Origin of the sequence: Xanthomonas sp. Leaf148 (assembly GCF_001423585.1) — a bacterium.
Lineage (GTDB): Bacteria > Pseudomonadota > Gammaproteobacteria > Xanthomonadales > Xanthomonadaceae > Xanthomonas.
In genome coordinates, this window is record NZ_LMOP01000008.1 from 1691572 (window position 1) to 1716676 (window position 25105).

General features: G+C 65.9%; 21 protein-coding genes, 1 other RNA gene and 1 pseudogene. 13 read left to right on the top strand and 10 right to left on the bottom strand.

Annotated elements, in window-relative coordinates; genetic code table 11:
• Positions 1-181: 181 nt before the first annotated feature.
• On the top strand, positions 182-538 hold the full coding sequence (locus ASF90_RS11660; protein WP_055849904.1) for a GFA family protein: 357 nt from the start codon (positions 182-184) through the stop codon (positions 536-538).
• Positions 535-1338: a DUF4349 domain-containing protein gene (locus ASF90_RS11665; RefSeq protein WP_055849906.1), complete on the top strand. Its 804-nt coding sequence runs from the start codon at positions 535-537 to the stop codon at positions 1336-1338. Before ASF90_RS11660 ends, ASF90_RS11665 begins: the two co-directional genes overlap by 4 nt.
• 323 nt (positions 1339-1661) lie before the next feature.
• Here the strand turns inward: ASF90_RS11665 and ASF90_RS11670 are convergent, their stop codons facing one another.
• The 4 genes from ASF90_RS11670 to ASF90_RS11685 form a co-directional block, all read right to left on the bottom strand.
• Positions 1662-1955: a hypothetical protein gene (locus tag ASF90_RS11670; RefSeq protein WP_023903350.1), complete on the bottom strand. Its 294-nt coding sequence runs from the start codon at positions 1953-1955 to the stop codon at positions 1662-1664.
• 81 nt (positions 1956-2036) lie between these two features.
• Positions 2037-3470: a DUF2867 domain-containing protein gene (locus tag ASF90_RS11675; protein WP_055849908.1), complete on the bottom strand. Its 1434-nt coding sequence runs from the start codon at positions 3468-3470 to the stop codon at positions 2037-2039.
• A 30-nt stretch (positions 3471-3500) separates the two neighbouring features.
• Positions 3501-3815, bottom strand: a complete 315-nt coding sequence (locus tag ASF90_RS11680; RefSeq protein ID WP_055849910.1) for a metalloregulator ArsR/SmtB family transcription factor — start codon at positions 3813-3815, stop codon at positions 3501-3503.
• A 355-nt stretch (positions 3816-4170) separates the two neighbouring features.
• Entirely contained in the window at positions 4171-5106 is a 936-nt protein-coding gene (locus ASF90_RS11685) for a LysR substrate-binding domain-containing protein (RefSeq protein WP_055849912.1), read from the bottom strand.
• A 170-nt stretch (positions 5107-5276) separates the two neighbouring features.
• Between ASF90_RS11685 and ASF90_RS11690 the strand changes: the two genes are divergently transcribed.
• Entirely contained in the window at positions 5277-6164 is an 888-nt protein-coding gene (locus ASF90_RS11690; protein ID WP_055849914.1) for a DMT family transporter, read from the top strand.
• 45 nt (positions 6165-6209) lie between these two features.
• On the opposite strand, the gene ASF90_RS11695 is transcribed toward ASF90_RS11690, so the two are convergent.
• The 3 genes from ASF90_RS11695 to trxA all read right to left on the bottom strand — a co-directional run bounded on the left by ASF90_RS11695 (position 6210) and on the right by trxA (position 9667).
• Positions 6210-7157, bottom strand: a complete 948-nt coding sequence (locus ASF90_RS11695; RefSeq protein WP_193552623.1) for a peptidylprolyl isomerase — start codon at positions 7155-7157, stop codon at positions 6210-6212.
• 197 nt (positions 7158-7354) lie between these two features.
• Positions 7355-7804 (bottom strand): DUF4442 domain-containing protein, encoded by a 450-nt coding sequence (locus ASF90_RS11700; protein ID WP_055849919.1) that lies wholly within the window; start codon positions 7802-7804, stop codon positions 7355-7357.
• Between the two features lie 1002 nt (positions 7805-8806).
• Positions 8807-9667: a thioredoxin gene (trxA, locus tag ASF90_RS11705; RefSeq protein WP_055849921.1), complete on the bottom strand. Its 861-nt coding sequence runs from the start codon at positions 9665-9667 to the stop codon at positions 8807-8809.
• A gap of 162 nt (positions 9668-9829) precedes the next feature.
• Here trxA and ASF90_RS11710 point away from each other — a divergent pair, with 162 nt between their 5' ends.
• The 8 genes from ASF90_RS11710 (at position 9830) to ASF90_RS22175 (ending at position 18131) form a co-directional block, all read left to right on the top strand.
• Positions 9830-10441 (top strand): DUF998 domain-containing protein, encoded by a 612-nt coding sequence (locus ASF90_RS11710; protein ID WP_055849924.1) that lies wholly within the window; start codon positions 9830-9832, stop codon positions 10439-10441.
• Positions 10442-10513: 72 nt separating this feature from the next.
• Positions 10514-13156 carry a leucine--tRNA ligase gene (gene leuS, locus ASF90_RS11715; protein ID WP_055849926.1) on the top strand — a complete coding sequence of 881 codons (2643 nt, stop codon included), beginning with the start codon at positions 10514-10516 and terminating at the stop codon, positions 13154-13156.
• A gap of 412 nt (positions 13157-13568) precedes the next feature.
• Positions 13569-14216 (top strand): LPS assembly lipoprotein LptE, encoded by a 648-nt coding sequence (gene lptE / locus ASF90_RS11720; RefSeq protein ID WP_055849928.1) that lies wholly within the window; start codon positions 13569-13571, stop codon positions 14214-14216.
• Positions 14217-14382: 166 nt separating this feature from the next.
• The gene (gene holA / locus ASF90_RS11725; protein WP_055849929.1) at positions 14383-15411 is read left to right on the top strand and encodes a DNA polymerase III subunit delta; all 1029 of its coding nucleotides are present in this window, start codon (positions 14383-14385) and stop codon (positions 15409-15411) included.
• 188 nt (positions 15412-15599) lie between these two features.
• On the top strand, positions 15600-16277 hold the full coding sequence (gene nadD / locus ASF90_RS11730) for a nicotinate-nucleotide adenylyltransferase (RefSeq protein WP_055850413.1): 678 nt from the start codon (positions 15600-15602) through the stop codon (positions 16275-16277).
• Positions 16278-16334: 57 nt separating this feature from the next.
• Entirely contained in the window at positions 16335-16745 is a 411-nt protein-coding gene (gene rsfS / locus ASF90_RS11735; protein WP_055849932.1) for a ribosome silencing factor, read from the top strand.
• Between the two features lie 11 nt (positions 16746-16756).
• Positions 16757-17872 (top strand): J domain-containing protein, encoded by a 1116-nt coding sequence (locus tag ASF90_RS11740; protein WP_055849934.1) that lies wholly within the window; start codon positions 16757-16759, stop codon positions 17870-17872.
• A gap of 182 nt (positions 17873-18054) precedes the next feature.
• Positions 18055-18131, top strand: a non-coding RNA gene (locus ASF90_RS22175) — sX9 sRNA.
• 201 nt (positions 18132-18332) lie between these two features.
• Here the strand turns inward: ASF90_RS22175 and ASF90_RS11745 are convergent.
• Positions 18333-19868 (bottom strand): alkaline phosphatase PhoX, encoded by a 1536-nt coding sequence (locus tag ASF90_RS11745; protein WP_055849936.1) that lies wholly within the window; start codon positions 19866-19868, stop codon positions 18333-18335.
• Between the two features lie 121 nt (positions 19869-19989).
• Here ASF90_RS11745 and rlmH point away from each other — a divergent pair, with 121 nt between their 5' ends.
• Together rlmH and ASF90_RS23440 are read left to right on the top strand one after the other, a co-directional pair.
• Positions 19990-20460, top strand: coding sequence for a 23S rRNA (pseudouridine(1915)-N(3))-methyltransferase RlmH (rlmH, locus tag ASF90_RS11750; protein ID WP_055849938.1), 471 nt, complete (start codon positions 19990-19992; stop codon positions 20458-20460).
• Positions 20461-20524: 64 nt separating this feature from the next.
• Positions 20525-20611 (top strand): annotated as a pseudogene (locus ASF90_RS23440) (23S rRNA (pseudouridine(1915)-N(3))-methyltransferase RlmH); the annotation flags it as partial.
• Between the two features lie 405 nt (positions 20612-21016).
• On the opposite strand, the gene ASF90_RS11760 reads toward ASF90_RS23440, so the two are convergent.
• Both ASF90_RS11760 and ASF90_RS11765 read right to left on the bottom strand, forming a co-directional pair.
• A complete protein-coding gene (locus tag ASF90_RS11760; RefSeq protein ID WP_055849943.1) occupies positions 21017-21691 on the bottom strand; it encodes an energy transducer TonB in 675 nt (224 codons plus the stop codon).
• A 309-nt stretch (positions 21692-22000) separates the two neighbouring features.
• Entirely contained in the window at positions 22001-25105 is a 3105-nt protein-coding gene (locus tag ASF90_RS11765) for a TonB-dependent receptor (RefSeq protein ID WP_055850415.1), read from the bottom strand.

The window sequence follows — 25105 nt, forward strand, 5'->3', positions numbered from 1 at the left end:
CATCCACCATTGGTTTAGAGTGGCGATCGAATCGGTGCGCCGCCCACCAAGGCGGCCGCAGCCGTTGTCCGGCATCGGCCGGTAGCGGGCGAATCCTCGCCGCTGCCATGCCCGCTGTCGCGACCTACCGTTTGCCCGTTGTACGCCACAGTCAGGTGGCGCTTTCCAAGGAGGAAGACCCATGCTGTATGCCGGTAGTTGTCATTGCGGAAGTATCGCGTTCGAACTGGAGACCGATGCGCCGATCACCGAGGTCTACGACTGCAATTGCTCGCTTTGCCGTCGCCGCGGTGGTCTGCTCTGGTTCGGCACACGCACCCAACTGCGCCTGCAGGCGGCCGCGGAGGCGGTTGGCACCTACCGCTTCAATCATCACCATATCGAGCATCATCATTGCCCGCACTGCGGCATTGCGCCCTTCAGCGAGGGGGCCAACCCCAAGACCGGCGAAGCCAGCGTTGCGGTCAACGTGCGCTGCCTGCCCGCGCTGGATCTGACCACCTTGCGCGTGCAACAGGTCGATGGAGCCAGCCGATGAGGCGCGGCGTGCGCTGGCCCGGCATCGCGCTGCTGGTCGGCTGGGCCCTGTGCGGATGTGCGCGGCCTCAGGGAGAGATGGCCGCAGACGGCGGTGCGCCAGCGCCGGCGCCGCCAGCTGCGCAGGGCAATGCACTGGCTTACGAACACGATGTGCGGATCGAGTTGCCAGCCGATCAGATCGGCGAGCGCATCGCGGCGGTCCGTGCAGCCTGTCAGAGCGCACAGTTCGGCACCTGCGCGCTGTTGGCGGTGGAACAGGATGGTGGGCGCGAGCCCAGCGGCAGCGTTCGCATGCGCATGGTGCCCGAGGGCATCGAGCCACTGGTGCAACTGGCCGGCCAGCATGGCGATGTGGCGGCACGCAGCACGCACGCCGAGGATCTGGCCCAGCAGATTGCCGATACCGGTCTGGCACAGGCGCGGCTGCAGAAAGAACACGCGCGTCTGCTGGAATTGCAGCAACGTCGCGATCTGGCGGTGAGCGATCTGCTTGCATTGTCCAAGCGCCTGGCCGAGATCGAGGCCGAAGCGCAGCAAACCCAGCAAGAAGCGGCGCAGCAGCAACGCCGTATCCGCACCCAGTTACTGACGCTCAACTTCCGCAGTACCGGCGGGGAGCAGGGCAGAAGCGAGATTGCGCAGGCAGCTGCCGAGTTCGGTCAGGTGTTTTCGTCCAGCGTGGCGTTCGTGATCCGTGCGGTTGCGGCATTGCTGCCAGTGGCACTGGTGGCGGCGATCGTCGGCTGGCTGCTGTTGCAGGCGTGGCGCTGGCGCGCGCGGCGTCGCCGGATGTCCTGACCTGCGCGCGGCTGGGCGGCACTGCCGCACCAGCCGCGCGTGACTGGCGCCGGCGTATGTCTTTTGAAGCCGCGCTGGGTAAAGTAGTGCAGGACGCATGTGCAAAGCGCATGCAATTGCAAAGCGCATGCAATCTGGTATGTGCATCGACATGGCCGCGTGTTAACAGCGCTGTTCGACCAGGTCGCTTCCAGCGTGCTGTAAGCCTCCGGTGCGAGCACCGCTCGCTGAAACCAAGGCGCCAGCGGGCCGTAGGCTTCGTCGGGAAAAAGGCAGGCCGACTGCAGGCATCGAGCGATGCTGCAGTCTTGCCCAGCGCAGGCTCAGCCTTCGTCGACTTCGTATTCGACAAACACGTCCAGCTGCAAGGCCAGTTCCTGCACCGCGTCGCGCACCTTCTGCGCGGTGGCTTCGTTGCCGGCTTCTACTTCGAATTCGTGGCTGCCCGGACCTTCGTCGTCGGACAGGCCGGCCGAGCTGGAATCGTCGTCGTCCAGATGCGGCATCAGGTCGTCCACTTCTTCGACGTGCTCGATACCTTCGATGCTCTGCAGCAGGTTGGCGATGGCACGTGCGTCGTCGTCGGTGCCGGTGATACGCATGCGAAGAGTCGGCATGGGAAAGCTTCCTTGGATTGGGGACCCAAAGCCTAGGCAGCGGTCAGGCAAGATCGGGTGATGGCTGCGTGCGCCGGCTGCTCACGCGCGCTTGGCTGTCGCCTGTACCGGGGCGGTATCCAGCACCGGCACCAGCAGCGCCTGCGCGGCAGTGCGCAGCAGTGCCGGCGCGATGTAGCGATGGTGCACGCCGTCCACCAAGGCCATGTAGACGCGGCCAAACGTATTACGGCAGGCCACCCGCGTCTCCAGGCTCAGCTCCACGCTGCCATCCTCCAGTACCTCCACGCCCACGCTGCTACGGAAGACCAGGTGGCGGTCGTCGGCGCCCAGCAGTACCTGCACGCGTCGGTCCAGTGGCGCGGTGTCTTGCGCAAGCACCGGGAACCGGCCCGCGAACAGACAGTCGCGCTGCGCCGACAGCAACGACGACACCGGGCAGCCCAGCGGCGAGGTCCGCAATTGCAATGGCGCCACCAGCGCATTGCGCAGCCGCATCAACCAGGTCACGCCCGGCGGGGCGCGCTCGGTGAATCCTTCCAGCAGCAACGCCATCAAGGTGTGCGCACCGTGCTGACGTAACTGATGCGGCTGCAGGCGCAGACGCACGCTGTCCTGATGGTCGAAGCGTTGCAGATGCCGGGTCAGCAGCGAGCCGGGCTTGGGCTCGGCATGCACGCTGACCTGCGCCCGCTGCGGTGCAAGCGCAACGAACCCCACCGGCCGCCGCAGCCGGCTCACTGCCTGGCGCAGCCTGCCGCTGAAGGAGCGCAGCCGGCCGCACCAGGCAAACCGGCTGCTGCCCGGCGATGCGGCCAGCGACAGACCCACGGTGGGAATCTGCAGCGCACGCGCCTGCGCCGAGGCCAGCAGCGCAATCACTGACTCGGGCAGCGTTTCGGTGAGCGTTGCGATATCGGCGGTACCGGCCAGCACGCGTGCGCGCACCGCATCGCTCAACTCACCGCCGGCCTCATCGCTGTGGCAGGACAGTGCAAAAAACGCCGGGTGTGCGGCCTGCGCTTTCAGCGGTGCGAACTGGTGCCAGGTGCCGCCGCCAAAGCGCACGGTAAACAGGCAATCGGCCGGCAGATCGATATGCCGCAACGCCGCCAAAAAGTGCTGCGGGTCCTGTTCAATCTGCTCCATCGAGGCAGTGCAAAAGCGCAGTTGCGCGCCACTGCTGCCGGTGATGGCGGTGAACATGCGATGCCCGGCATGGCGATGGAACGGGTGGCCATTGGCGCCCACCGCAAACGAGAACAGCGCGGTCGATTCGCCGTGCGCAAAATCGGTGCCGGCCAGGCGTGCCGATGGCTCGTCCAGCGCATCGTGAAAGCTGGGATGCGCGCGCTGGCGGCGGCAGGCCTGGTCGATCAACGGGTTGCCGGCGCCCACTCCCAGCTGTGCGATCAGCGTGACCTCCACCGGCAGGCCGCCGCTGTAGGACTCCAGACGGACGGACGGAAAACCTGCGTGTGCGTCGGCAGGGCGGTGCTGGGGTGTGCTGAACATCGGCATGAGTCCTTTGCGGCCGGAGGTGAGTCAGGAGGTCTTCTTGGTCAAGGCACGCGCCTTGCGTTTGATCGGTGCCGAGGCCGGGCAGACCTCGAAGGCAAAGCTGCTGAGGGTGTTGACCAGGTTGTCCGGGGTGAGCCGGTAGATCACGAACTGGCCGCGACGCTCGCTGGACACCAGCCCGGCGGTTTCCAGCACCGACAGATGCCGCGAGATCGCCGGCGCGCTCATTTCGAACAACTGCCCGATCTGCCCGGCGGTGAGTTCCTGGTCTGCCAGGCACGCCAGCATCTTGCGGCGGGGTTGGGAGGCGAGGGCTTCGAAGACGCGGTCGATGGACATAAGGGTTTAAGTAATTAACGAATTAGCTAATTAATTGACTTTATGGCGGCCGATGTCAAGCGTTTTTTTTGGGGGGCGCTCCCGGGCTACGGCCGGGTGCATCTGGCGAATGCCGCAAGCATTGCTGCGATGGACGATGCCGCGGCGGCTCACGCCGGGAGCGCACGGGATCTACCGACGCTGTGGCGCAGGGTGCGGCCGATTGGCGATGAGCGCCTTTGTCGCCAGTGGCCTGCACGACTGGCAGGCCACCTCAATCCAGGAACAATAGCGCGCGCTTCGAGAACGTCACGCTCAGGTGATCCAATGATGCGACGTCTGGCCGGCGAGACTGCAGCGGTTCAAGCGGCCACTCTCACGCGGCCGGCAGTGCCACCAGTTCTGCCGGCAACGCGGGCATCGGGGTGCGTTCGTCCAGCGCTTCGCGTTTGAGCCAGTCGATGAACAACGCCGCCGCCGGGCTTGGCTCGCGGTGGCTGGGGTGCACGATGTAATACGCGTACCGAGCCTTGAGCGTGGGGCCTGGCAGCCGCACCAGTTCGTAGCGTTGCAGATAGGGCTGGGCGATGTGTTTGCGTGCCAGCACCGCGCCCAGACCGTACACCGCTGCGCGCATCGCATCGGTGCTGTCGTTGAAGGTATGCATCGGCGGCAGCGTGGTGCCGCGCACCTGGGCGGCGCGAAACCAGTCGCGCCAGCCTTGCGGCGACATGTCGCTCAGCAGCGGCAACTGGGCAATCTGCGCCGGCGTGCGCAGTGCCGCCACTTCCGGCAACGAGGGCGAGGCCACCGGGAACAGCTCATCGTCCATCAAATGGTGCGAGGTCAGCCCCGGCCATGCGCCTTGCCCATAACGGATGCCCAGTTCCGGGCCGCCTTCTTCGAAACGCGAGAACGCCGGGTCCGATTGCAGGTCCAGGCGGACATGCGGATGGGCGTGGCAAAAGCGCGGCAGGCGCGGTAATAGCCAGCAGTACGACAGCGAGCGCAGCGTGGTCACCCGCAGCGGGATGGCGTCTTCGCGCGGATGCAGGTTGCCGGCTACCGCGGCGATCTCGGCCAGTGCGGCGGTGGCGGCATCGGCCAGCTGACGGCCTTCGGCGGTGAGCTTGACCCCGCGCGGCAGCCGCTGGAACAGAGTGACACCGAGCAGCGCTTCGAGCTTGCGCACATGGTGGCTGACCGCGCTGGCGGTGAGATGCAGTTCTTCGGCCGCATGCGCGAAATTTTGATGGCGCGCGGCGGCGGCGAACACGCCCAATGCGGGCAGCAGGGTCGGGCGCAGATTCATCGAGACATGAGTCAGATTTGTGGCTGACCGCGATACTACGCGCTTGTCGGGCCTGCGGCGGCAGCCGATGCTGCGTCATCCCGTCGCGATGATCGTGCCATGTCCAGCTGTCCGCCCGAGCTTGTCTTCTGCCGTTTCAGCGCCGCACGGCATGCCGCGGGAGCACAGCCATGAGCGCGCACTCGTCGACGCAGCCGGTCGTTGCAACACGCGAATGGCGGACCCCGCTCGAGCTGGGTTTTCTCGGCATCGTGTGGGGGTGCTCGTTCCTGTTCATGCGTGTGGCGGCGCCCAAGTTCGGCACGGTGGCGTTGGTGGAAATTCGCCTGGCGCTGGGCGCGGCGGTCCTGCTGCCGTTTCTGTGGTTGGCGCGCGATCGGTTCCCCTTGCACCGCTGGCCGATGCTGGCGGCGATCGGCGTGTTGAACTCCGCGCTGCCGTTTCTGCTGTTTGCCTGGGGCGCGCAACATGCGCCGGCCGCCGTCGGTGCGATCTGCAATGCGATGACGGTGTTGTTCACTGCGTTGATCGCGTTCTTGTTCTTTGGCGAACGCATAGGTACGCGGCGCGCGCTGGCCTTGTTGGTGGGATTCATCGGCGTGCTGGTGCTGGCGACCGGCAAGTCAGCCGGGTTGAGCGTGGGCCCGGCGGCATTGGCCGGCGCAACCGCTTCGCTGCTGTACGGCATCGGCTACAACCTGGTGAAGCGCCACATGGGCGACCTGCCACCGGCTGCATCGGCGGCGTCCACGCTGGGGTGCAGTGCATTGCTGCTGGCACCGTTGGCCTGGCTGCAGTGGCCGACCACGCCGGTGCCGGCAGTGGCCTGGGCGTGTGCGACCGCATTGGGCGTGGTCTGCACCGGCTTGGCATTCTTGATGTATTACCGGTTGATCCAGCGCATCGGTCCGGCGCGTGCATCCACCGTGACCTACCTGGTGCCGGTGTTCGGTGCGCTGCTGGCGTGGTCGCTGCTGGGCGAACCGCTGACCTGGACCATGTTGCTGGCCGCGGTGCTGATTCTGGGCAGCGTCGCTTTCAGCCAGCGCGCCCGCTAAGCACGCGCGCCCCGCTTTTGCGATTCCCGATTCCCGATTCCCGACTCAGCCCGCGGGCGGTGTCCGCACCGGCAGCGGCACGTTGCACAGATCGATATGTCCGGCCGGACGCTTGTAGAAGTCGTCCTTGCGATTGCGGCGTGCTTCGGCCACATCGCGGAAGCTCTGGCTGTCGGTGCGCAACAGTTGCAACGGCGTGCGCTCCGGGGCCGGCACTTCGCTGGCCAGGCGTATTGCGCGGATCGGAGAGCGTTGCGTGGTGTCTTCGTAGAAGCCCATCGGGTCCGGCCCACGGGGGATCACGCTTAGCAACTCCATGCCCTTGACCACGCGGCCGACCACGGTGATGTTGCGGTCTAACTGCCGTGGCGACTGCCCGGTGACCACATACAATTCGGCGCCGATGCTGCTGTCTTCGTCATTGTTGCGCCCCGCGCCCAGCGTGCCGTAGCAATGCGCCAGCCAGGCTTTGCCGGTGGCGCTGTCGCGGCCTGCCGGGAAGCCTTCGACAAAGCCGACCTGTGGCGCCCAGCCATCGCTATCGGGCAGGCGCTGAAAATCCAGACCTTGCGCGGCGCGTTCGAACTCGGCAGGCAGATGGGTCTTGGCCGAGCCCAATGATTTGGCCTTGTCCGGCGTCTCGCCATCGGGGTCGCCGAACTGCACCACGAAATTATCCTGCGACCGATAGATGCTGAGCCCATCCCAGAAGCGCTCGTGGGCGAGCGTGCGGATGTTGCCCACGTGCTCGGGCGCAAATTGCGGCGCCAACTCGATGATCACCCGGCCGGTATCCAGTTCCAGGTAGAGCGTGCGATCGGGATCGAGCACGCGCCAGGCGTTGGCCGGCGAGCTGTCCAGGATCTGTTGCGGGCTGCGGTAGGCCGCATGCGCGGCAGCGGGCACTACCAGCGCGAGCAGGCAGGCAGAAACAACAGTGCGCAGCAGCATGAAGGCAACCAGCGAAGGAAAGGTGGTTGATTCTTGACCAATGCGCGCAAGGACGCAAAGCGGTGATGCGCACGCCACGACGCCGATGCGCTACGCCAGCGTCGTGGCAATGATGATTGCATGCCATTGCGGCGCACCTTGCGCAGACATGACGTGCCCGCATCGAGCGGGCGCGTCATGTCCGATTGGCGCATGGATTTATCGCTCTCCTGCTTTGCAGCAGAGCGACAGTGCTGCAGTTACTGTGCCGGTTTGCGCTTGACGTAGAGTTGCTTGCGCACTTGCGCAACGACCTCGCCATCGCGGTTGTGTATCGCGTTTTCGAACCAGCGCAGATGCTTCTCTCCGCTGGCGGTGGCGTCGCGCAGTTCGGCGAGCATGGCGTTGTCGATCACAAAATCCGCGCTCACCGTGCCGCGCCCGGGTTTGACGAAGTCGATGCTGCCGGCCTTGTCCCACACGTAGTAGTCGCGCCCCAGGTTCTGCATCACCAGCAGCATCCAGAACGGATCGGTCATCGCGAACAGGCTGCCGCCGAAATGGGTGCCGACGTAATTGCGATTCCATGGGCGCTGCCGCAGTTCCACACGCGCGAAGCGATAGTCGGCCGACAACACGGTGACGTGGATGCCTGAAAACAGATACGGCGGCCACAGGTTGATGCCGAGCTTGAACAGTGAAGCGCGCATGCGGGCCGGGTTCCATGGCAGGTCGGGTCTGCAGCATAACATTCGCATGCGTATGGTTGGCGATGAACGTCCGGGGAAGCGACTTTGCCCGTCATGTGAGTCTGTCCAGGCGTCGCGTCATCTCCGGCCGCGCAAGTCGCGCCGCCTCGCGCAGAAGGCTCGACCACCCGCATTCTCTCGTAGGAGCGGACCTGGCCGCGACGTTGCGTCACCGTTACCGCGTGACGATTTATCGCGACCGCGGGAATGCCTCATCGCGGCCAGGTCCGCTCCTACGCGTCAGGGGGCGGGGTGGCTTGAAGTCGTCGTCGCTGCGCCGGGTGCCGTCTGCGCGATCTGGCGGGACTGGCTCTCACGCTCTAGTGCAGCGCTGCCTTATGCGTGAAGCGGCAGGACGCCAGGACTTGTAGGAGCGGACCTGGCCGCGACGGTGCGTTACCGTTATCGCATGACGCTTCATCGCGACCGCGGGAATGCCTCATCGCGGCCAGGTCCGCTCCTACGAGAGAATGCGGGGTGGCTTGAAGTCGTCGTCGCTGCGCCGGGTGCCGTCTGCGCAATCTGGCGGGGGACCGGCTCTCACGCTTTATTGCAACGCTGCCTTGCGCGTTAAGCGGCGGCGCGGCAGGGCTTGTAGGAGCGGACCTGGCCGCGACGGTGCGTGACCGTTACCGTTATCGCATGACACTTCATCGCGACGAGGAATGCCTCATCGCGGCCAGGTCCGCTCCTACGCGTTCATGGGGTCGGCCGTCTTCGTCGGGTCGGTCTTCAGGATGCCGGAACTGTGGGGCGGGGACCTGTTTGGATAGGCAGGTCTGCGCGCCTTGGTAGCGGCAGGATGCAGGCCTCGCACCGCATCGCACCGCGGCGTGCCGGACCCTGTGACCGACACGCTGCGTGCAATGCGTGCAATCGACACGCTGCATGCAACCGATCTCAGCGCATGCAACTGCTCTCAGGCGTACGAAGCCGCGGCTCGCGCCACAGTGCCCATCGCTATCAGAACACCAGCGCCGACATCTTGCGGCGGTAGCGGCCGACCAGGTCTTCGTCTTCGATCACGCGGAACGCATCGATCAGGCTGCGGCGCGGCAGGTTCTCGTCGAAGGCGCGATCCTGCCGCAGCATTTCCAGGAACTGTTCCAGCGCCGCTTCGTCGTTGCCGTCGAGCAGATGGCGCACGCCGAGCAGGTGACGCGCGCGCAGGTCGGCACCATTGGTATCCACGGTGGCCTGCAGCGCGCTGGCGTCCGGGGCGTCCTTGAGCACATTGGCAAAACTCAGGCGCGCCTTGGCACGCACCGCGCGGTCGTCGGTGGCCAGGTTGGCGGGCAGGGCGTCGATCAACTGCTCGGCCTCGGCGGTGTCGCCGGTTTTGAGCAGCGCCAGCGCCAGATCCAGCTTGAGCTCGTCCTTGTCCGGTTCGGCAGCGATCGCCTCGCGCAACGCGGCGGCCTGTGCCTGCGGGTCCAGCGGCGCCTCGGGCAGCAGCTCTTCGGCGATCTGCGGCTCGGCCGGCAGCACGCCGTGCTGGGTCAGGAATTCGCGCACCTGGCCTTCGGGCATCGCGCCGGGGAAGCCGTCGACGATCTCGCCACCTTTAACCAGGAACACCGTCGGCACCGAGCGGATCTGGAACGCCGCGGCGATCTGTTGTTCTTTGTCCACATCGACTTTGCCCAGCTCGAATGCGCCGTTGTACTCGCCTGCCAGCTTTTCCAGGATCGGCGTCAGCGACTTGCACGGCCCGCACCAGGTGGCCCAGAAATCCACCAGTACCGGTGTCGTCAACGATTTCTGCAGGACCTCGGTCTCGAAGGTGTCGGTGGTGGCATCGAATACATGCGGCTTGTCGGACATGGGCTTCCTGTATGAGGTGACGGCAACAATGGGTGGTAATGGTGGCAAACCCGGCCGACACAAGGCCAGTCCGGGACGCCGAAGGGGGTTCACGCCGTGTGCGCCCGGCACGACAATGCCGCGTCCTGGTGGCGCCAACGCGCCCCGCAGCGGAGCACCACAATGGGAAGTACCGACAGCGCGCAGCGCTACCTGGGCCTGATCGCGGCAACCGTGTTCGTGCTGGCGCTGGCCGGGTTCGGGGCCACGCTGCCGGGCTATCTGCAGGCCAGCCACCCGGTCGCGTTGCTGGGCGCGCAGGGTGTGCCGCATGCGCTGGGCTTCAATTTGCTGGCGTTCGTGCTGGTCGGTGCGCTGGGCATGATCACCGGCGTCAGCTTGCTGGCGCGCATGCCCCCCAAGGCCGGCTGGAGCCTGCGCGTGGGCGGGCAGCTCATCGTGCTGGCCGGGCTGGCTTTTGTCGGCATGGGCATGCTGCCGCTGGATCCCACCGATCTGGACGGCCGCGCCAGTCAGGCGCATGCCACGGCCTGGTTGCTGTGGGCGGTGGCGTTTGTGCCGGGCATGTTGTTGATTGCCGCAGCGCTGCTCAATACTCCCGAGACCCGCGCGCTGGCCTGGCTCAGCCTGGCGGCCGGGCTGCTGGTGGCGGTGCTGGCATTTGGCCCGCCCGGCCTGCTGCGGCAGGCCATCGCACAACGCCTGGCGTTTCTGGCCTGGGTCGGCTGGCTGGCTGTGGCGGCCTGGATCTGGCCGGCAAAGCCTGCGATCTGAGCGAGCGGTTTGGAGCACCTGCTGCACTGCGGTACCCTGTCCCGCTTTGCACCGCCCGAGCATCCGCTCCCAATGTCCACCGTCGAACCCAACGCCTACGACCCGCAGCAGGTCGAATCCTCCGCCCAGCAGTTCTGGGACGCCACCCGCGCCTTCCAGGTCGACGAGAACTCGGATAAACCCAAGTTCTATTGCCTGTCGATGCTGCCGTACCCGTCCGGTGCGCTGCATATGGGCCATGTGCGCAACTACACCATCTCCGATGTGGTCAGCCGCTACAAGCGCATGACCGGCCACAACGTGATGCAGCCGATGGGCTGGGATGCGTTCGGGTTACCGGCCGAAAACGCCGCGATCAAGAACAAGACCGCGCCGGCCAAGTGGACCTACGCCAACATCGAGCACATGCGCGGCCAGCTGAAATCGCTGGGCTACGCCATCGATTGGTCGCGCGAGTTCGCCACCTGCACGCCGGACTATTACGTGCACGAGCAGCGCATGTTCACCCGGCTGATGCGCAAGGGCCTGGCATACCGCCGCAACGCGGTGGTGAACTGGGACCCGATCGATCAGACCGTGCTGGCCAACGAGCAGGTGATCGACGGCCGCGGCTGGCGCTCCGGTGCCTTGGTCGAAAAACGCGAAATTCCGCAGTGGTTCCTGCGCATCACCGATTACGCACAGGAACTGCTCGACGGCCTGGACCAGCTGGACGGCTGGCCGGACTCGGTCAAGACGATGCAGCGCAACTGGATCGGCCGCTCGGAAGGGCTGGAAATCCAGTTCGACGTGCGCGACACCGACGGCGCTCCGCTGGACCCGTTGCGCGTGTTCACCACCCGCCCGGACACGCTGATGGGCGTGACCTTCGTGTCGATCGCCGCCGAGCACCCGCTGGCGCTGCATGCGGCCAAATCCAATCCGGAACTGGCAGCGCTGCTGGAAACGCTCAAGCATGGCGGTGTCTCCGAAGCCGAGCTGGAAACCCAGGAAAAACGCGGCATGGCCACCGGCCTGAGCGCAGTGCATCCGATCAGCGGCGAGCAGGTGCCGGTATGGGTGGCCAACTTCGTGCTGATGGGCTACGGCACCGGCGCGGTGATGGCGGTGCCCGGCCACGACCAACGCGATTTCGAGTTCGCCAACAAGTACGCCCTGCCGATCGCGCAGGTGGTCAAGCTGCGCGAGCCGCGCAATGAAGACGAACAGACCTGGGACGCCACCCAGTGGCGCGACTGGTACACCGAAAAAAGCCGCGAGCTGGAGCTGATCAATTCGGCCGAGTTCGACGGGCTGGATTTCGGCGGCGCCTTCGAGGCTTTGGCCGAGCGCTTCGAGCGCAAGGGCCAGGGCCAGCGCCGCATCAACTACCGTCTGCGCGATTGGGGCGTCAGCCGTCAGCGTTACTGGGGCTGCCCGATTCCGGTGATCTACTGCGCCAAGTGCGGCGCGGTGCCGGTGCCGGAAGACCAGCTGCCGGTGGTATTGCCGGAAAACGTGGAATTTGCCGGCACCGGTTCGCCGATCAAGACCGATCCGACCTGGCGCCAGACCACCTGCCCGGACTGTGGTGGCCCGGCAGAGCGCGAGACCGACACTTTCGATACCTTCATGGAATCGAGCTGGTACGTGGCGCGCTACACCAGCCCGAACGCACGCGACATGGTCGACCGCCGCGCCAATTACTGGATGCCGGCCGATCTGTACGTGGGCGGCATCGAGCACGCGATCCTGCACCTGATGTACTTCCGCTTCTATCACAAGCTCATGCGCGACGCGCGGCTGGTGGACAGTGACGAGCCGGTGACCAACCTGCTCACCCAGGGCATGGTTATCGCCGACACGTTCTATCGTGACGCCGACAACGGCGGCAAGGACTGGATCAACCCGGCCGATGTCGAGGTCCAGCGCGATGAGCGCGGCCGCGTCACCGGCGCGGTGCTGATCGCCGACGGCCAGCCGGTGCATATCGGCGGCACCGAGAAGATGTCCAAGTCCAAGAACAACGGCGTGGATCCGCAGTCGATGGTGGCCAAGTACGGCGCCGACACCGTGCGGTTGTTCTCGATGTTCGCCGCGCCGCCGGAGCAGTCGTTGGAGTGGAACGAAGCCGGCGTCGACGGCATGGCGCGTTTCATGCGCCGGTTGTGGGTACAGGTGCACAAGCATGTGGGCGAGGGCGCGGCCGTTGCGCTGGACGCCGCCAGCCTGAGCGCCGAGCAGAAGGCGATCCGCCGCAAGACCCACGAAACCATCGGCAAGGTCAGCGACGACTACGGCCGCCGCCACAGCTTCAACACCGCCATTGCCGCGGTGATGGAGTTGTCCAACGCGCTGGCCAAATTCGACGACGCCAGCGACCAGGGCAGGGCGGTGCGGCAGGAAGCACTGGAAGCGATGGTGCTGCTGCTCAATCCGATCACCCCGCATGCCAGCCACGCGTTGTGGCAGGTGCTGGGCGGTGGCGAAACGCTGCTGGAAGACGTGGCGTTTCCGCAGGTCGATGCCAGCGCCTTGGTGCGCGATGCGTTGACGCTGGCGGTGCAGATCAACGGCAAGCTGCGCGGCACCATCGAGGTGACGGCGGACGCAGCGCGCGAACACATCGAAGCGCTGGCCCAGGCCGAGCCCAATGCCGCGAAATTCCTGGATGGGCTGACGATCCGCAAGATCATCATCGTGCCGGGCAAGATCGTGAACATCGTGGCGGGGTGATGGCGGCTGATCGGTCCGGTTGCCATTGCCGCTCCGGGTAGTTTCCCGGAGCGGCGTGGCGACGCGGTGCAAGGTTGCTGCGGCGGTGTTGGCAACGTGTTGCACTGGCGCGTGGTGCTGCGCAGGTCCGCATGCTGCAGTGGTTCTCTGCGACTAACTGCGCTGGTGCGTCGCGACGCATGGGTGAAGTTGCCGCGATGGTTTCAGGTACTTCATTTCAGTCGCGCTTGGCGACGTGCAGGTGAGATTGTTGGGGTGGCTTCTGGTCATTCGTTTCACCGGCGCGTGGCGACGCGTTTGTCATTCCTGGGCGCCGCGTTGTTCCGCGGCGCCCTATCAAGCCCCGTTCACGCGGGCTGCGTCAGGCTAGCCGCCTGTTGCCGCCGCCGGGGCGCTCATCCAGACTGTGCCCATGATTCGATTTCCTACTGCTTTCGCTGCGTCCCTCGTGCTGGTCTCCAGCCTCACCGCCTGCGGCTTCCACCTGCGCAATTCGCTTGCGTTGCCGCCCGATACCCCGGCCGTGAAGGTGCAGTCCGCAGTGCAGTACAGCGAACTGGCCAAATTGTTGCGGCGTGGCCTCAAGGCTGCCGGCGCCACGCTGGCGGACGAAGACGCCAAGACCGGCTTTGCGCAGGTGCAGGTGTTGTCCGAGCGCTGGGGCGATTTGCCGATCGCCATCGACAGCCAGGGCCGTGCACAGGAATACAGCCTGCGCTACGCCGCCATCTTTACCGTCACCACCGCCAACGGTGCGGTGCTGGTGCCGCAGCAGGTGATCGAGCTGTCGCGCGACTACGTGTCGCCGCCGGTGGACGCCACCGGTACCGCCACCGAGCGCGAGATCCTGGCCGACGAGTTGCGCAAGGACATGTCGGCCTCGATCCTGCGCCGTATCGACAGCGTGGTGCGCGCCCGCGTGCAGCGTGGCGAGAGCCTGGAAAGCACGCCGACCGCGCCGCTGCCGCAGGCCACCACGCCGCCGGTGCAGCCGTCGACGCCCGAATCCAGCGTGCCGGCCTCGCTGCCGCCAGCGCCGCAGCCGTCGTCGAACAACTGAGCGTGGCGATCGCATCTCCTGCGTCTCTGTCAGGCAGGCGCAGCGGCTGTCCGGAACTGACAGGCGCGGCGCGTGCTTGCCGTGACCAGCGTCCCGTCGGCGCTCGCCTGCCGGCAGCGCGTGACGGCGTGTCGGCTAGCCTGCGACCTGGCGCGCGGTTGTAGGCATGGAACTTCGCCCAGAGCAGCTGGCCGGCCAGTCCAATCAGCCGTTGCAGCCGGCCTATCTGATCGCCGGTCCGGAAACCTTGCGCGTGCTCGAAGCAGCCGATGCGGTGCGCGCACGTGCGCGCGCCGAAGGCATCGGCGAGCGCGAGGTATTCGATGCCGACGGTCGCGAGTTCGACTGGAACCAGCTCGACGCCAGCTTCAACGCGCCCAGCCTGTTCAGCCCGCGCCGGCTGGTGGAAGTGCGCCTGCCCAGCGGCAAGCCGGGCAAGGACGGCGCCGAGGTCATCACCCGCTTCTGCGCCAACCCGCCGCCGGACGTGGTGCTGCTGATCACCGCCAACGACTGGAGCAAGGCGCACCAGGGCAAGTGGGCCGAGGCGATCGGCCGCATCGGCACCATTGCGGTGGCCTGGGCGATCAAGCCGCATGAATTGTCCGACTGGATCGAGCGCCGCCTGCGCGCCCAGGGCCTGCGCGCCGACGCAGCCGCGGTGCAGCGCCTGGCCGAGCGGGTGGAAGGCAACCTGCTGGCCGCCGCGCAGGAGATCGACAAGCTGGCCTTGCTGGCCGACGGCAAGACGCTGGATCTGGAGGCGATGGAATCGCTGGTGGCCGATGCCGCGCGTTACGACGTGTTCCGCCTGGCTGAAACCACCTTCTCCGGCCAGCCCGCCGCGGTGATCCGCATGCTCGCCGGGCTGCGCGCCGAAGGCGAAGCCGTCGCCGCGCTGATGCCGATCCTGATCAAGGAATTGCTGCGCACCGCAGCACTGGCGAAGGTGCAAGCCAATGGCGGCAACCTTGCGGCGGAAATGAAATCGCAGGGCATCTGGGAATCTCGCCAGGCCCCGTTCAAGCGCGCGCTGCAGCGTCATCCCGAGGCGCGCCGCTGGGAGCGCTTCGTCGCCGAGGCCGGCCTGGTCGACCGCATGGCCAAGGGCCGCGCCGACGGCGATGCCTGGGTTGGCCTGGAACGCCTCCTGGTTGCGGTGGCCGAAGCACGCGCGGTGAGATTGCTGGCGTGACAGCGGGGCAGGCCGGGCCTGGAAACCGCGCGTCCGCGATCCCGGACACGGGATCCGAAACCCGAACCACTGCACCGACGAGCCAAGACACGCAGGTTGTCGCTCCCACCAGCACTGCGACCAGCGCGTCAGTTCCCGGCCCCCAGCCGGCCGCACCGGCTCCTGGCCCTTCCGATTCCCCATTTCCGATTCCCGATTCCCGGCTCCACCTCTACTACGGCGGCACCTTCGACCCGATCCACCTGGGTCACCTGGCCATCGCCTGCGCGGCGCGCGACGAACTGGGTGCGCTCGTGCATCTGGTGCCGGCCGCCGATCCGCCGCATCGCGCCGCACCCGGTGCCACGGCCGCGCAGCGCGCGCAGATGCTGGAACTTGCGCTTGCCGGCCAGCCCGGGCTGCAGCTGGACAGCCGCGAGCTGCAGCGCGCCAGCCAACAGCTGGCGCCGTCCTACACCGTGGAGACCTTGCGCGAGCTGCGCGAGGCACTCGGGCCGACCACGCCCATTGCCTGGCTATTGGGTGCCGATGCTTTCGTTGGACTGCACCGCTGGCACCAGTGGGAGGCCCTGTTTGAGCTGGCGCACTTCGTCATTGCCGCGCGGCCGGGCACATCCCTGGACCTGAGCGATGCGCCGCACCTGGCCGCTGCGGTGCAGGGGCGCTGGGCCGCCAGCACCGATGCACTGCTCGCCGCGCCGGCCGGCCGGTTGTGGCAATTGCACCAGCCGTTGCGCGGCGAATCGGCCAGCGCGGTGCGCGCGCAGATCGCTGCCGGCGGCGCCTGGCAGGCGCTGGTGCCGGCTGCGGTGGCTGGCTTTATCGCCCGGGAAGGCCTGTACGGCTGCCCCCGCGCGCCTAGCTGAACACGCATCCGCCCGGACCGGCCTATAATTCACGCTAATTCCATCGAGTTGCCCGCTTTGACCAGTCAAGCCCAAGTCATCAAGACCTCCATCCCGAATCCGCCGCCGTCCGTGCCGGCCCTGCTGGCCACCGTGCGCGAGGCCGTGGAGGAGCTGAAAGCCAAGGACGTGGTCGAGATCGACGTGCGCGGCAAGTCCAGCGTCTGCGATTACATGGTGGTTGCCTCGGGCACCTCGACCCGCCATGTCAAATCGATCGCCGAAGAAGTGGTCAAGTTCGCCAAGCGCCTGGACGTGATGCCGTTGGGTGTGGAAGGCGAGCGCGAAGCCGAGTGGGTGCTGGTCGACCTGGGCGATGTCGTGGTGCACGTGATGCTGCCGCGCGTCCGCGAGTTCTACGCGCTGGAGCGTTTGTGGACCGTGGGCGACCAGCGTCCGGACGATGTGGTTGCCGATTCCGAGGAGTAACTGCCCCCGGCATGGCGAGAAAACTGCAAGCCACCCCGGATACCGCTGCTTCGCACGCGCTGCAGCGGTTGCAGAGTGGCGCTGCGCAGGCGTCCGGTGTGGCAGCGTCGCCGGCCCGCAAACGCTTTGACCGGCTGTTGCGTGACCTGGAACTGCATCGCGCCCAATTGCAGGCCTGGCAAGTGGCGCTTGCGCAATGGCGCGAGCGCTACAACAGCGAGCTGCAGCCCTTGCTCGACCGTCGACGCGATGCCGATATCGCCCTGGTCGAGGAACTCGATCGCGCGCACGCTTCCTACAAGCTGGGAAAGGCCGATCGCGAATTTTTGTCGGATCTGCTGTGCAACATCGCCGGTCCGCTGATCGAAGCCGGCCACGAAGCGCTGCGGCCGATCTACGATCGCCACAGTGTCGTCGGCTATGACCAGGACGTCTCCGAATCCGATGCGCTGATGAAGCAGATTCTCGGCCAGGCCTACGGACTGGATGCCGACGAACTGGATGCGATCGACTCGCCAGAAGAACTCTTCGAGCGCGTGAGCGAGCGCCTGGAGCAAGAGCACGCCCAGCAGCAGCAACGCCAGACGCAGCGCCGCAAACGCGCCGAGCGGAAGGCCACTGCCGCCACTGCCGAACCCCCGCCGTTGCGCGAGCTGTATCGCAAGCTGGCCGGCAACCTGCATCCGGACCGCGCCAAGAACGACGATGACCATGCCTCGCGCACCATCCTGATGCAGCGGCTCAATGCCGCCTACAAGGCTGGCGATCTGCTGGGTTTGCTCGAACTGCAGGCCGAGATCGGCCTGATGGACGCGCAAGGCGTGGACGCGATGAACCCGGCGCGGTTGCAGGAGTACAACCGCGAACTGGATCGCCAGTGCAAGGACCTGCAGCAGCAGGTGCAGCAGCAAGCGGGCGACTTCTGCGCCGAGTATGGATTGGACCTGCCGTCGCGCCCGAAGCCGGAGCGGCTGGGCAGATTGATGGCGCAACTCAAGCGTGAGGTCGAAGACGAGTTGATGGAGGCACGCCAGGGCCTGCGCGAACTGGGCGATCCGCAATTGTTCAAGCGCTGGTTGAAGATGCAGCGCGTCCTGTCGAGCGTGCCCGAAGCGCCCTGGTTCTGACCACGCGCGGCAACGACGCGAGCGGCTGCGCTGCGCGACCGAACGCGCGTGTATGTGCGCGGTTCCCAGCAGCCGGTGGTGCCAACCGGTGATGCCAACCGGGCGCCGGTAGCGAGGCTTTAGAGTGGCCAGCACAGCGACTGCGCATCCGTCAGGCGGGCGTGGCCGGTGCTTGGTGCGGCATACACCACGCGTACACGCCGGTTCTGAGCGCGCTGTCCACACCCGCCTGACGACTGCTCGCTACGTGTTGTTAGCCGCTCTTGGCTGCAGCGACCGACCACACTGACCGTGCGACCAGCCTGCCGCCACGCGCGACATTCGGAGGTGGCGCATCGACTGTGCGCCTGCATGCGCTACGTTTTCGCTGTTGGCCTGCGGGTCTTTCGGCACGCTTGACACCTGCCGGATGAGCGGTGATACGCCCTCCGGCAGGTGTCGCGTCGTGCAGAGAACAGGCTTACAACGGCCCGCGTTCCCATGGCCCGGTGATGGCCAAGGTAATCCCCGGTGTCTGGATGTTGACGAACAAGGTGCGTGCCAACGGGTCCCAACAGGCGCCGCAGAACTCGGTGTCGCGGTAATCGCCTTCAGCAATGGTCTTGCCGGCATCGGCGATCTGCTGCGAGGTGAGCTGCACGTTGTTCTTGGCCAGGTAGAACGATTCGCCGTTGCGGGTCAGGCCCAGCAAGCGCGCGCCGGGGCCGTATTCGTCCGGGCTTTCGCCGCCGTCTTCGCACAGCACCACGCCGCCGCGCGCACTGACGGTGACGTTGTCCGGGTTATGCGCCGCCAGCTGATTGCCGCTGACGAACAGCGCGCTCAGGCGCTGGGTGAACAGGTCCAGCACCCACACCGCGCCATTGCCGTAACCGCGCCGGCCCTGCGCATCCACACCGGTGCTGGTGTCGACGATGAACATCTTGCCGTAGCTGTACCAGATGCCTTCGCCGCGGCTCATGCGCAGCGCGCCATCGGCCCAGGCTTGCGCGAACGGCCCGCTCAGGGTGTCGTTGGCGCCGATGTCGGCAAAGCCCGCCGGTGCGGCGATGCTGTCCAGATCGGGCTCGCTGATATCCACCCATTCCAGCTGGAACTGCTGGCCGATGCTGGCCACGGTGAGGTCGGCATTGCGACGTCCGCGCACGCGCGCGGCCTGCAGCCGGCCGCCGTTTTCCAGCGAGCCATTGCGTCCGCGGCGGTCGTTGGGAATGAAGCGGTACAGGCCGGCCTTGTTGCGGTCGTCCTCGGTGAGATAGACGGTGCCGGTGCGCGGGTCGATCGCCACCGCCTCATGGCTGAAACGGCCCAGCCCCACCAACGGACGGCCGGTGGTGCGATGGCTGTCCGGGTCTACTTCGAATACATAGCCGTGCTTGCGGCCGGTGCTGGAGACCGCGTTGGTCTTGATCTCTTCGCAGCTCAGCCAGGTGCCCCACGGGGTCGGCCCGCCGGCGCAGTTGACCAGCGTGCCGCCCAGGCTCGGCTCCAGGCTGCCCCAGCCGCGGCGGCCGTAGCTCAGCGTGGTGGTGCCGCCGCCGGCCTGTTGGGTGCCGCTGACGATGCCGGTGTCGTACATGGCCGGTGCGCGGAACGGGCTGCCGGCGCCGCGTTCGTGGTTGCGGATCAACACGTATTCCAGGCCGCGCAGCGGGTCGCTGCCCGGGCGCCAATCCGGCCGGCGCAGGCCGACCACGGCCATGCCGTCGTGGCGGTCGGGGCAGGGCTGGCCATCGTCCATGCGGTCGCCGCTCCAACCGAACGAGCGGTAGCTGAAACCGCGCGGCAGCTGCAGCAGCGGCAGGCCGGTGCTCTGGTCGGCGACCGGGGCGAGCGGGCCGTAACGGCTAGGGACCGGTGCGAGCCGCACCGACGGTGACGTGGCGGCCTGTGCCTGGCGCGATTGCAATGCGCCCAAGCTGCCAAGGGCACCGGCGGCCATGACGGCGGCGCTGCCCTTGAGAACCTGGCGGCGGGCGGGATCGAAAATCGGCATCGAACGACTCCTGCGTGGCTGGGTGGTCGGGCGACACTAATTGCCGGCTGTAACCACGCCATGACACGCAACGACAAATCGCCACGGAGTGCCCAGGCTGTGACGCGGATATCATGTACGGATGAAATGCCGACTCATCGCCACCGGCGAACGCGCACCGGCCTGGGTGGCGCAAGGTTTTGCCGAATATCAAAAACGTCTGTCGCACTGGATGCCGCTGGAGCTGGTCGAGATCGAACCCGGTCTGCGTGGCAAGGGACGCGATGGGCAACGCGCCATCGACGACGAAGGCCGTCGCGTCATCGCCGCGCTGCCCAAGAACGCGCATGTCGTGGCGCTGGATGTGCCCGGTCGTCCGCTGAGTTCCGAGCAACTCGCCCAGCGCATGGAACACTGGCGCGGACAGGGGCGCGACCTGGCCTTCCTGATCGGCGGGCCGGAAGGCCACGCGGCCGAGGTGCTGAAAAATGCCAACGAAAGCTGGTCGATCGGCCCGCTCACCTTGCCGCACATGCTGGTGCGCCTGATCGTGGCCGAGCAGCTGTACCGCGCTGCGGCGATGCTGGCCAATCATCCGTATCACCGGGCGTAATGGCGTCATGCCGAGCGCGGTGCAGCTGGCGTCATCGGAGCGGCTGATCACCCAAACCCGCGAGATCGGCCCGCTCACGCTGCTGCACATGCAGGTGCATTTGAGTGTGGCCGAGCAGTTGCATCGCGCTGCGGCGATGCTGGCCAATCACTCGATTCAGCGCGTTGGACGGCATCTGAGTCAGCACGCAACGGCTTGCTCGATAGCGCGACTGCGCAACGCCTGCTCAGCTTCCAGACGAATGCGGTCCGAAGCGATGGCCGAGGTGTGTCGCGCGTTGTTGCCGGTTTTGATCGCGTCGGCGGGAGCCGTCGTGCCGCTCGCTCGCTTCCTTCTGTTGGCCGCCCCCAGCCCATTGATGCGGCGGGTCGTCACTGGCGCTCCCAGTGGTCATGCGGCAGGCGACGGACACTGCAGCGTGGCCGCTACGCTTGCTGCCTGGCGCGTGCGTTCGTAGCGGGATAGTTGCCGCCAGCGGGTGCATGGAGGTTCGCAGTGGTGCGGCGGCCGCAGTTGCGGGCCGCCGCGTCGGTCCACGCTTCAATTCAACGAAGCTTCAATTCAACGAAAAGCTCACCGGCACCAACCCGTAGGCCTGCACGGCCTGGCCGTTTTGCATCGCCGGCTGGAAGCGCCAGCTGCGCAGCACCTGGCTACGCGCGGCCAGATCGAGCGCGCGATGACCGCTGCTGGTTTGCACACTCACTTCGGCCGGGCGTCCATTGGTCCCCACCAGCACGCGCAGCAGCACTGTGCCTTGCTGCCCCGCACGCAATGCAGCCACCGGGTAACTCGGTGCGGGCGAACTCAGATACTGCAACTGCCCCGCCTCGATCGGCCCGCTCGGTGCAGCGATGGTGGGCGCGCTGTCCATCGCGGTGCCGGTCGCCGGGAGGGTAACTGACGCGGTGTCGACCACGGATGTCTGGTCGATGAGAGGAGTCGGCACCTGCACCGGGACCGGCACGGTCTTGGGTGGTGTATGCGTCTTCGGGGTGAAATTCACAGTGACCGGGATTACCAGCGGCGGTGGTGGGGCGGTCGGTATCGTGATCGGCATGACCCAACGCGGCTCGGGGGGCGCTTGCGGAACCGCCCGATAGGACAGCGGGATCAGCAACAAGCCACCGGCCAGCAGATGCAGCGCCACGGCGGTGCTCATCGCCAGAACGCGCGAGGTGTCGATGCCAAGGGGACGGGAAGAAACTTGCGATTGCGTGCGAACCATCATCCACCTCCAAAACGGAACTGCGGAAAGGACCTGCGCGGCCCGGACGCACTACACCATCCGGTAGCGTAGGTTTACCGCAGCGCGTGCGGCTGCACAAGTACGACGCGTAGCTGCGACGGGTTTGCTACATCGCCGACGATGGCGGATCGATATCGCCACGACGGTGATGTCGATAGCCAGCTGAGTTTCTTTGCGGTGACAACGCGGATCAGCGTTCGCGCATGCAAACGCCCAGCCGAAGCTGGGCGTTGTGGTAGAAAAGCCCAGCCCGTTGCCAGGCTGGGGAAACGACGCTGACGGGAGAGTGCGTCAGTAGTCGTACGCCACCGAGAACATCGCGTAGCGTGGCTGGGTGAAGAACGCGCCCATACCGTAGGTGTTGGATAGCGTGAACGCGCTGTCTTCCCAGGTGGAATCGACCTGCAGCGGTTTACGCTCGTTGAAGATGTTGAAGGCCTGCAGCGTCATGGAGAGCTTGTTGTCGGCGAACGCGGGGCGATAGGTCAGGCCCAGGTCGACGATCTTTGTCCAGGGCAGGCGACCTGCGTCGCCCGGGCGCGAGGGTTGGCCGTTGCAGGTGTGGTACGCGGAGCCATAACCCACCGGATCGCCGGCATCGGAATCCTCGCTGATGCCGTTGATGCTCACGTAGCCAAGACAGGATTTCGGCGTACCGGACAGCACGCGGATGTTGCCCGCAATCAGCCATTCGGGCGCGATCTGGTAGGAACCGTAAATCTTGATCTGATGGCGGCGATCATTGGCCAGGTAGCCGCCCGAGTACCACATCAGCGCAGCGGCATCCCAGTCCTGGGTCTTGGAGACATCGGTCTGGCCGATATCGGATTTGATCTGCCCTTCGGTATTGCCGAAATTGCGCGACCAGGTGTAATCGATGCGGCCTTCCCACTTGCCGTCGAACGGATGTTGCAGGAACAGGTCCACCGCCAGATAGGTGCGCTTGGCCTTCTTGTCGAAGCCCCAGTCCGACGGCGACATCGATACCGACGTGCGGCCGGAGCCATCCAGGTTGGCCAGGCTGAAGGAGTTGGTTTCGCCGGGATTGAAGATGATGCAGCCGGGCACGTTGACGGTGCTGGGATCCACGCCGATCGCGGTCAACTTGGTGCGCATCCGATCCGCATCGCAGACGTCGTCGATGGTGGCGCCGAGCGAGCGGTAAGTGGCCTTGGCACCAGTCACCCAGTTCTCGCCAAGCGTCTTGTCGAAGCCAAGCATGAACTCGTCCTGGTACATCGACTTCAGATCGGTGGCGGCGATGCCGGCGGCATCCGGTGCCTGGCCGCATTCCAGATTGGAGGAGACGACATTGCCCGAACAGGAGAATCCGGCGGATGGATCGACCGCGACCGGCGTCAGCCCGGTCGGGCTGCCCTGCGCATCGATGCCGGTGTAGGTGAAGTACTCGCGCGTAAACGTGGACGGCGATGCGCCACGGATGGCCACGCTGTTAGGCAGCGCCAGGTAGTAGCGACCGGCGTTGCCGTAGACCTTGAGCGAGGAGTCGCCGAACACGTCCCAACTCAGCCCCAAGCGCGGCGCCCACTGATCGCCACTGGTCACGTAGGGCACACCCGCGTCGTTGAAGTTGGTGAACTTGTCGTTGCGGATACCCAGCGTCAGCAGCAGCTTGTCGTTGACCTGCCATTTGTCTTCGAGGAAGTAGGCTTTTTGCTCGACGGACATACTGGTCGCGGTATTGAACACGGAGCGATAGGCGTAGTAGCCATTGCCACCGGCCGGACCCACGCCCAGCGCAGCGCTGATGGGCGAGGCGGGGCGCGAAGAGCGTCCATAGATCCAGCGGAAGCCCGGGCCGGTGGTGATGACACCTTCGTTGTTGGCATTGAAATACATGTTGTCCACACCTGCAGTGAGGGTGTGGCTGCCCAACACATATTCCAGGTCGATGCGCAGACCGCGCGTCTTGTTTTCGCCATCGCGCGCCTGGCTGGAGGTCTGGTTGTTGCGGATCTCGCTGCCACCGGTGATGGCCGGATCCTGCAGATTGGTGTTGGTCAGCAGCGGTGCGGTGCTGGGGTTGTTGCGGAAATCGGTCTGACGGCTCTTGCCGTAGGTGGCGCTCAAGGTGAGATCGTCGGTGATGTAGCTGGTGTACTTGCCGATGTAATAGCGGTCGTTGACCTTGACCGTATCGGCGAATGCGCCGTTGGCGTCGCCGTTGAGGCCCTGGTATCCGTTGAAATCGCTGTAAGCACCGCCATCGCGCGAATTATTCTTGACGCCGGTCAGTTCGAGGATGTTGCTGTCGTTGATGTTCCAGTCGATCTTTGCGTAGACCTTCGGCTCATCGGTGCGGTAGTTGTTGCGGCCGATCACCGGGTCGTCCCTGCGTGCGGTGGAAACGCCTTCGGTGCGTTCCTGCTCTGCGGCGACAAAGACGAACAGGCGGTCTTCGATCAGCGGGCCGCCGCCATAAACGCTATAGACCGTATTCCAAAAGGTGTCGTCCTTTCGGCTACGGTAAAGAGTGCCGGGCAGGCTGTCGTCGCTGTATTCATAGCCGGCAGGTGGGGCTGCATTCGGGAAGAAGACATTTTTGTTGTCGCTGGACAGCGACTTCGGACGCCACAGCACTTGCGCGCCGAAATGCCATTCGTTGGTGCCGCGCTTGCCGAGCTGGCTGAGTACGCCGCCTGCGGAGCGGCCGTAACGCGCGCTGTAACCGCCGGTATAGGTTTCCTGCTGGTCGATCGCGCCGAACGGCAAGGTGACGCCGCCGATGTTGGAGAGCGGATTGGAGCTGAGGTAGCCGTTGAGGTAATAGGCATTTTCGGTGACGCCCGCACCGCCGAAGGAAATGGCATTGCCGAAATAACCGCTGCCTTGCACGGCTCCTGGTGACAAAAGCGCAATCGCCTCACCCGAGCGCGCCAGCGGCAAACGCTGCAGCTGCTCGGCGGTAATCACCGTGCGTGAGGCGGTGGCGGACACATCCACCGGTGAGATGTTTTTGCCGGTCACCGTGATGGTGCCCAGGTTGGTGGCCTCGGACGAGGTACTGCTGGCGAACGACACATCGGTGCCCGCGCCGACGCGCAGGGCAATGTTCTTGCGTGTCTCGACGGCCTGTCCGTCGCGTTGCAAGGTGACCGTGTAGGTGCCGACGGGAAGATTGCCGATGGCGTATCGCCCGTTCGCGTCGACGGTCGCGGTCCGGGCAAAACCGGTATCGCTTTGTGCAGTGATGGTTGCACCAGCAGCAGCGGGCGCGCTCCCGTAGATGCCGGCGGTGGTGCTCTGTGCAGCGGCAGTGCCGGACGTCAGCACGCCGACCGCGCCGCTCAACGCAAGCGCGAGCACGCTGATGCGGGCATGGCGTGCGCGCGATGGTGGATGGAAGCTGCGCTTCGAGGCAGGGTGGCCGGTCAT

Bases quoted from the DNA above. Each gene is read 5' to 3' on its own strand.
- ASF90_RS11660 (WP_055849904.1), top strand. From the start codon at position 182: ATGCTGTATGCCGGTAGTTGTCATTGCGGAAGTATCGCGTTCGAACTG.
- ASF90_RS11665 (WP_055849906.1), top strand. From the start codon at position 535: ATGAGGCGCGGCGTGCGCTGGCCCGGCATCGCGCTGCTGGTCGGCTGG.
- ASF90_RS11670 (WP_023903350.1), bottom strand. From the start codon at position 1,955: ATGCCGACTCTTCGCATGCGTATCACCGGCACCGACGACGACGCACGT.
- ASF90_RS11675 (WP_055849908.1), bottom strand. From the start codon at position 3,470: ATGTTCAGCACACCCCAGCACCGCCCTGCCGACGCACACGCAGGTTTT.
- ASF90_RS11680 (WP_055849910.1), bottom strand. From the start codon at position 3,815: ATGTCCATCGACCGCGTCTTCGAAGCCCTCGCCTCCCAACCCCGCCGC.
- ASF90_RS11685 (WP_055849912.1), bottom strand. From the start codon at position 5,106: ATGAATCTGCGCCCGACCCTGCTGCCCGCATTGGGCGTGTTCGCCGCC.
- ASF90_RS11690 (WP_055849914.1), top strand. From the start codon at position 5,277: ATGAGCGCGCACTCGTCGACGCAGCCGGTCGTTGCAACACGCGAATGG.
- ASF90_RS11700 (WP_055849919.1), bottom strand. From the start codon at position 7,804: ATGCGCGCTTCACTGTTCAAGCTCGGCATCAACCTGTGGCCGCCGTAT.
- trxA (WP_055849921.1), bottom strand. From the start codon at position 9,667: ATGTCCGACAAGCCGCATGTATTCGATGCCACCACCGACACCTTCGAG.
- ASF90_RS11710 (WP_055849924.1), top strand. From the start codon at position 9,830: ATGGGAAGTACCGACAGCGCGCAGCGCTACCTGGGCCTGATCGCGGCA.
- leuS (WP_055849926.1), top strand. From the start codon at position 10,514: ATGTCCACCGTCGAACCCAACGCCTACGACCCGCAGCAGGTCGAATCC.
- lptE (WP_055849928.1), top strand. From the start codon at position 13,569: ATGATTCGATTTCCTACTGCTTTCGCTGCGTCCCTCGTGCTGGTCTCC.
- holA (WP_055849929.1), top strand. From the start codon at position 14,383: ATGGAACTTCGCCCAGAGCAGCTGGCCGGCCAGTCCAATCAGCCGTTG.
- ASF90_RS11740 (WP_055849934.1), top strand. From the start codon at position 16,757: ATGGCGAGAAAACTGCAAGCCACCCCGGATACCGCTGCTTCGCACGCG.
- ASF90_RS11745 (WP_055849936.1), bottom strand. From the start codon at position 19,868: ATGCCGATTTTCGATCCCGCCCGCCGCCAGGTTCTCAAGGGCAGCGCC.
- rlmH (WP_055849938.1), top strand. From the start codon at position 19,990: ATGAAATGCCGACTCATCGCCACCGGCGAACGCGCACCGGCCTGGGTG.
- ASF90_RS11760 (WP_055849943.1), bottom strand. From the start codon at position 21,691: ATGATGGTTCGCACGCAATCGCAAGTTTCTTCCCGTCCCCTTGGCATC.
- ASF90_RS11765 (WP_055850415.1), bottom strand. From the start codon at position 25,105: ATGACCGGCCACCCTGCCTCGAAGCGCAGCTTCCATCCACCATCGCGC.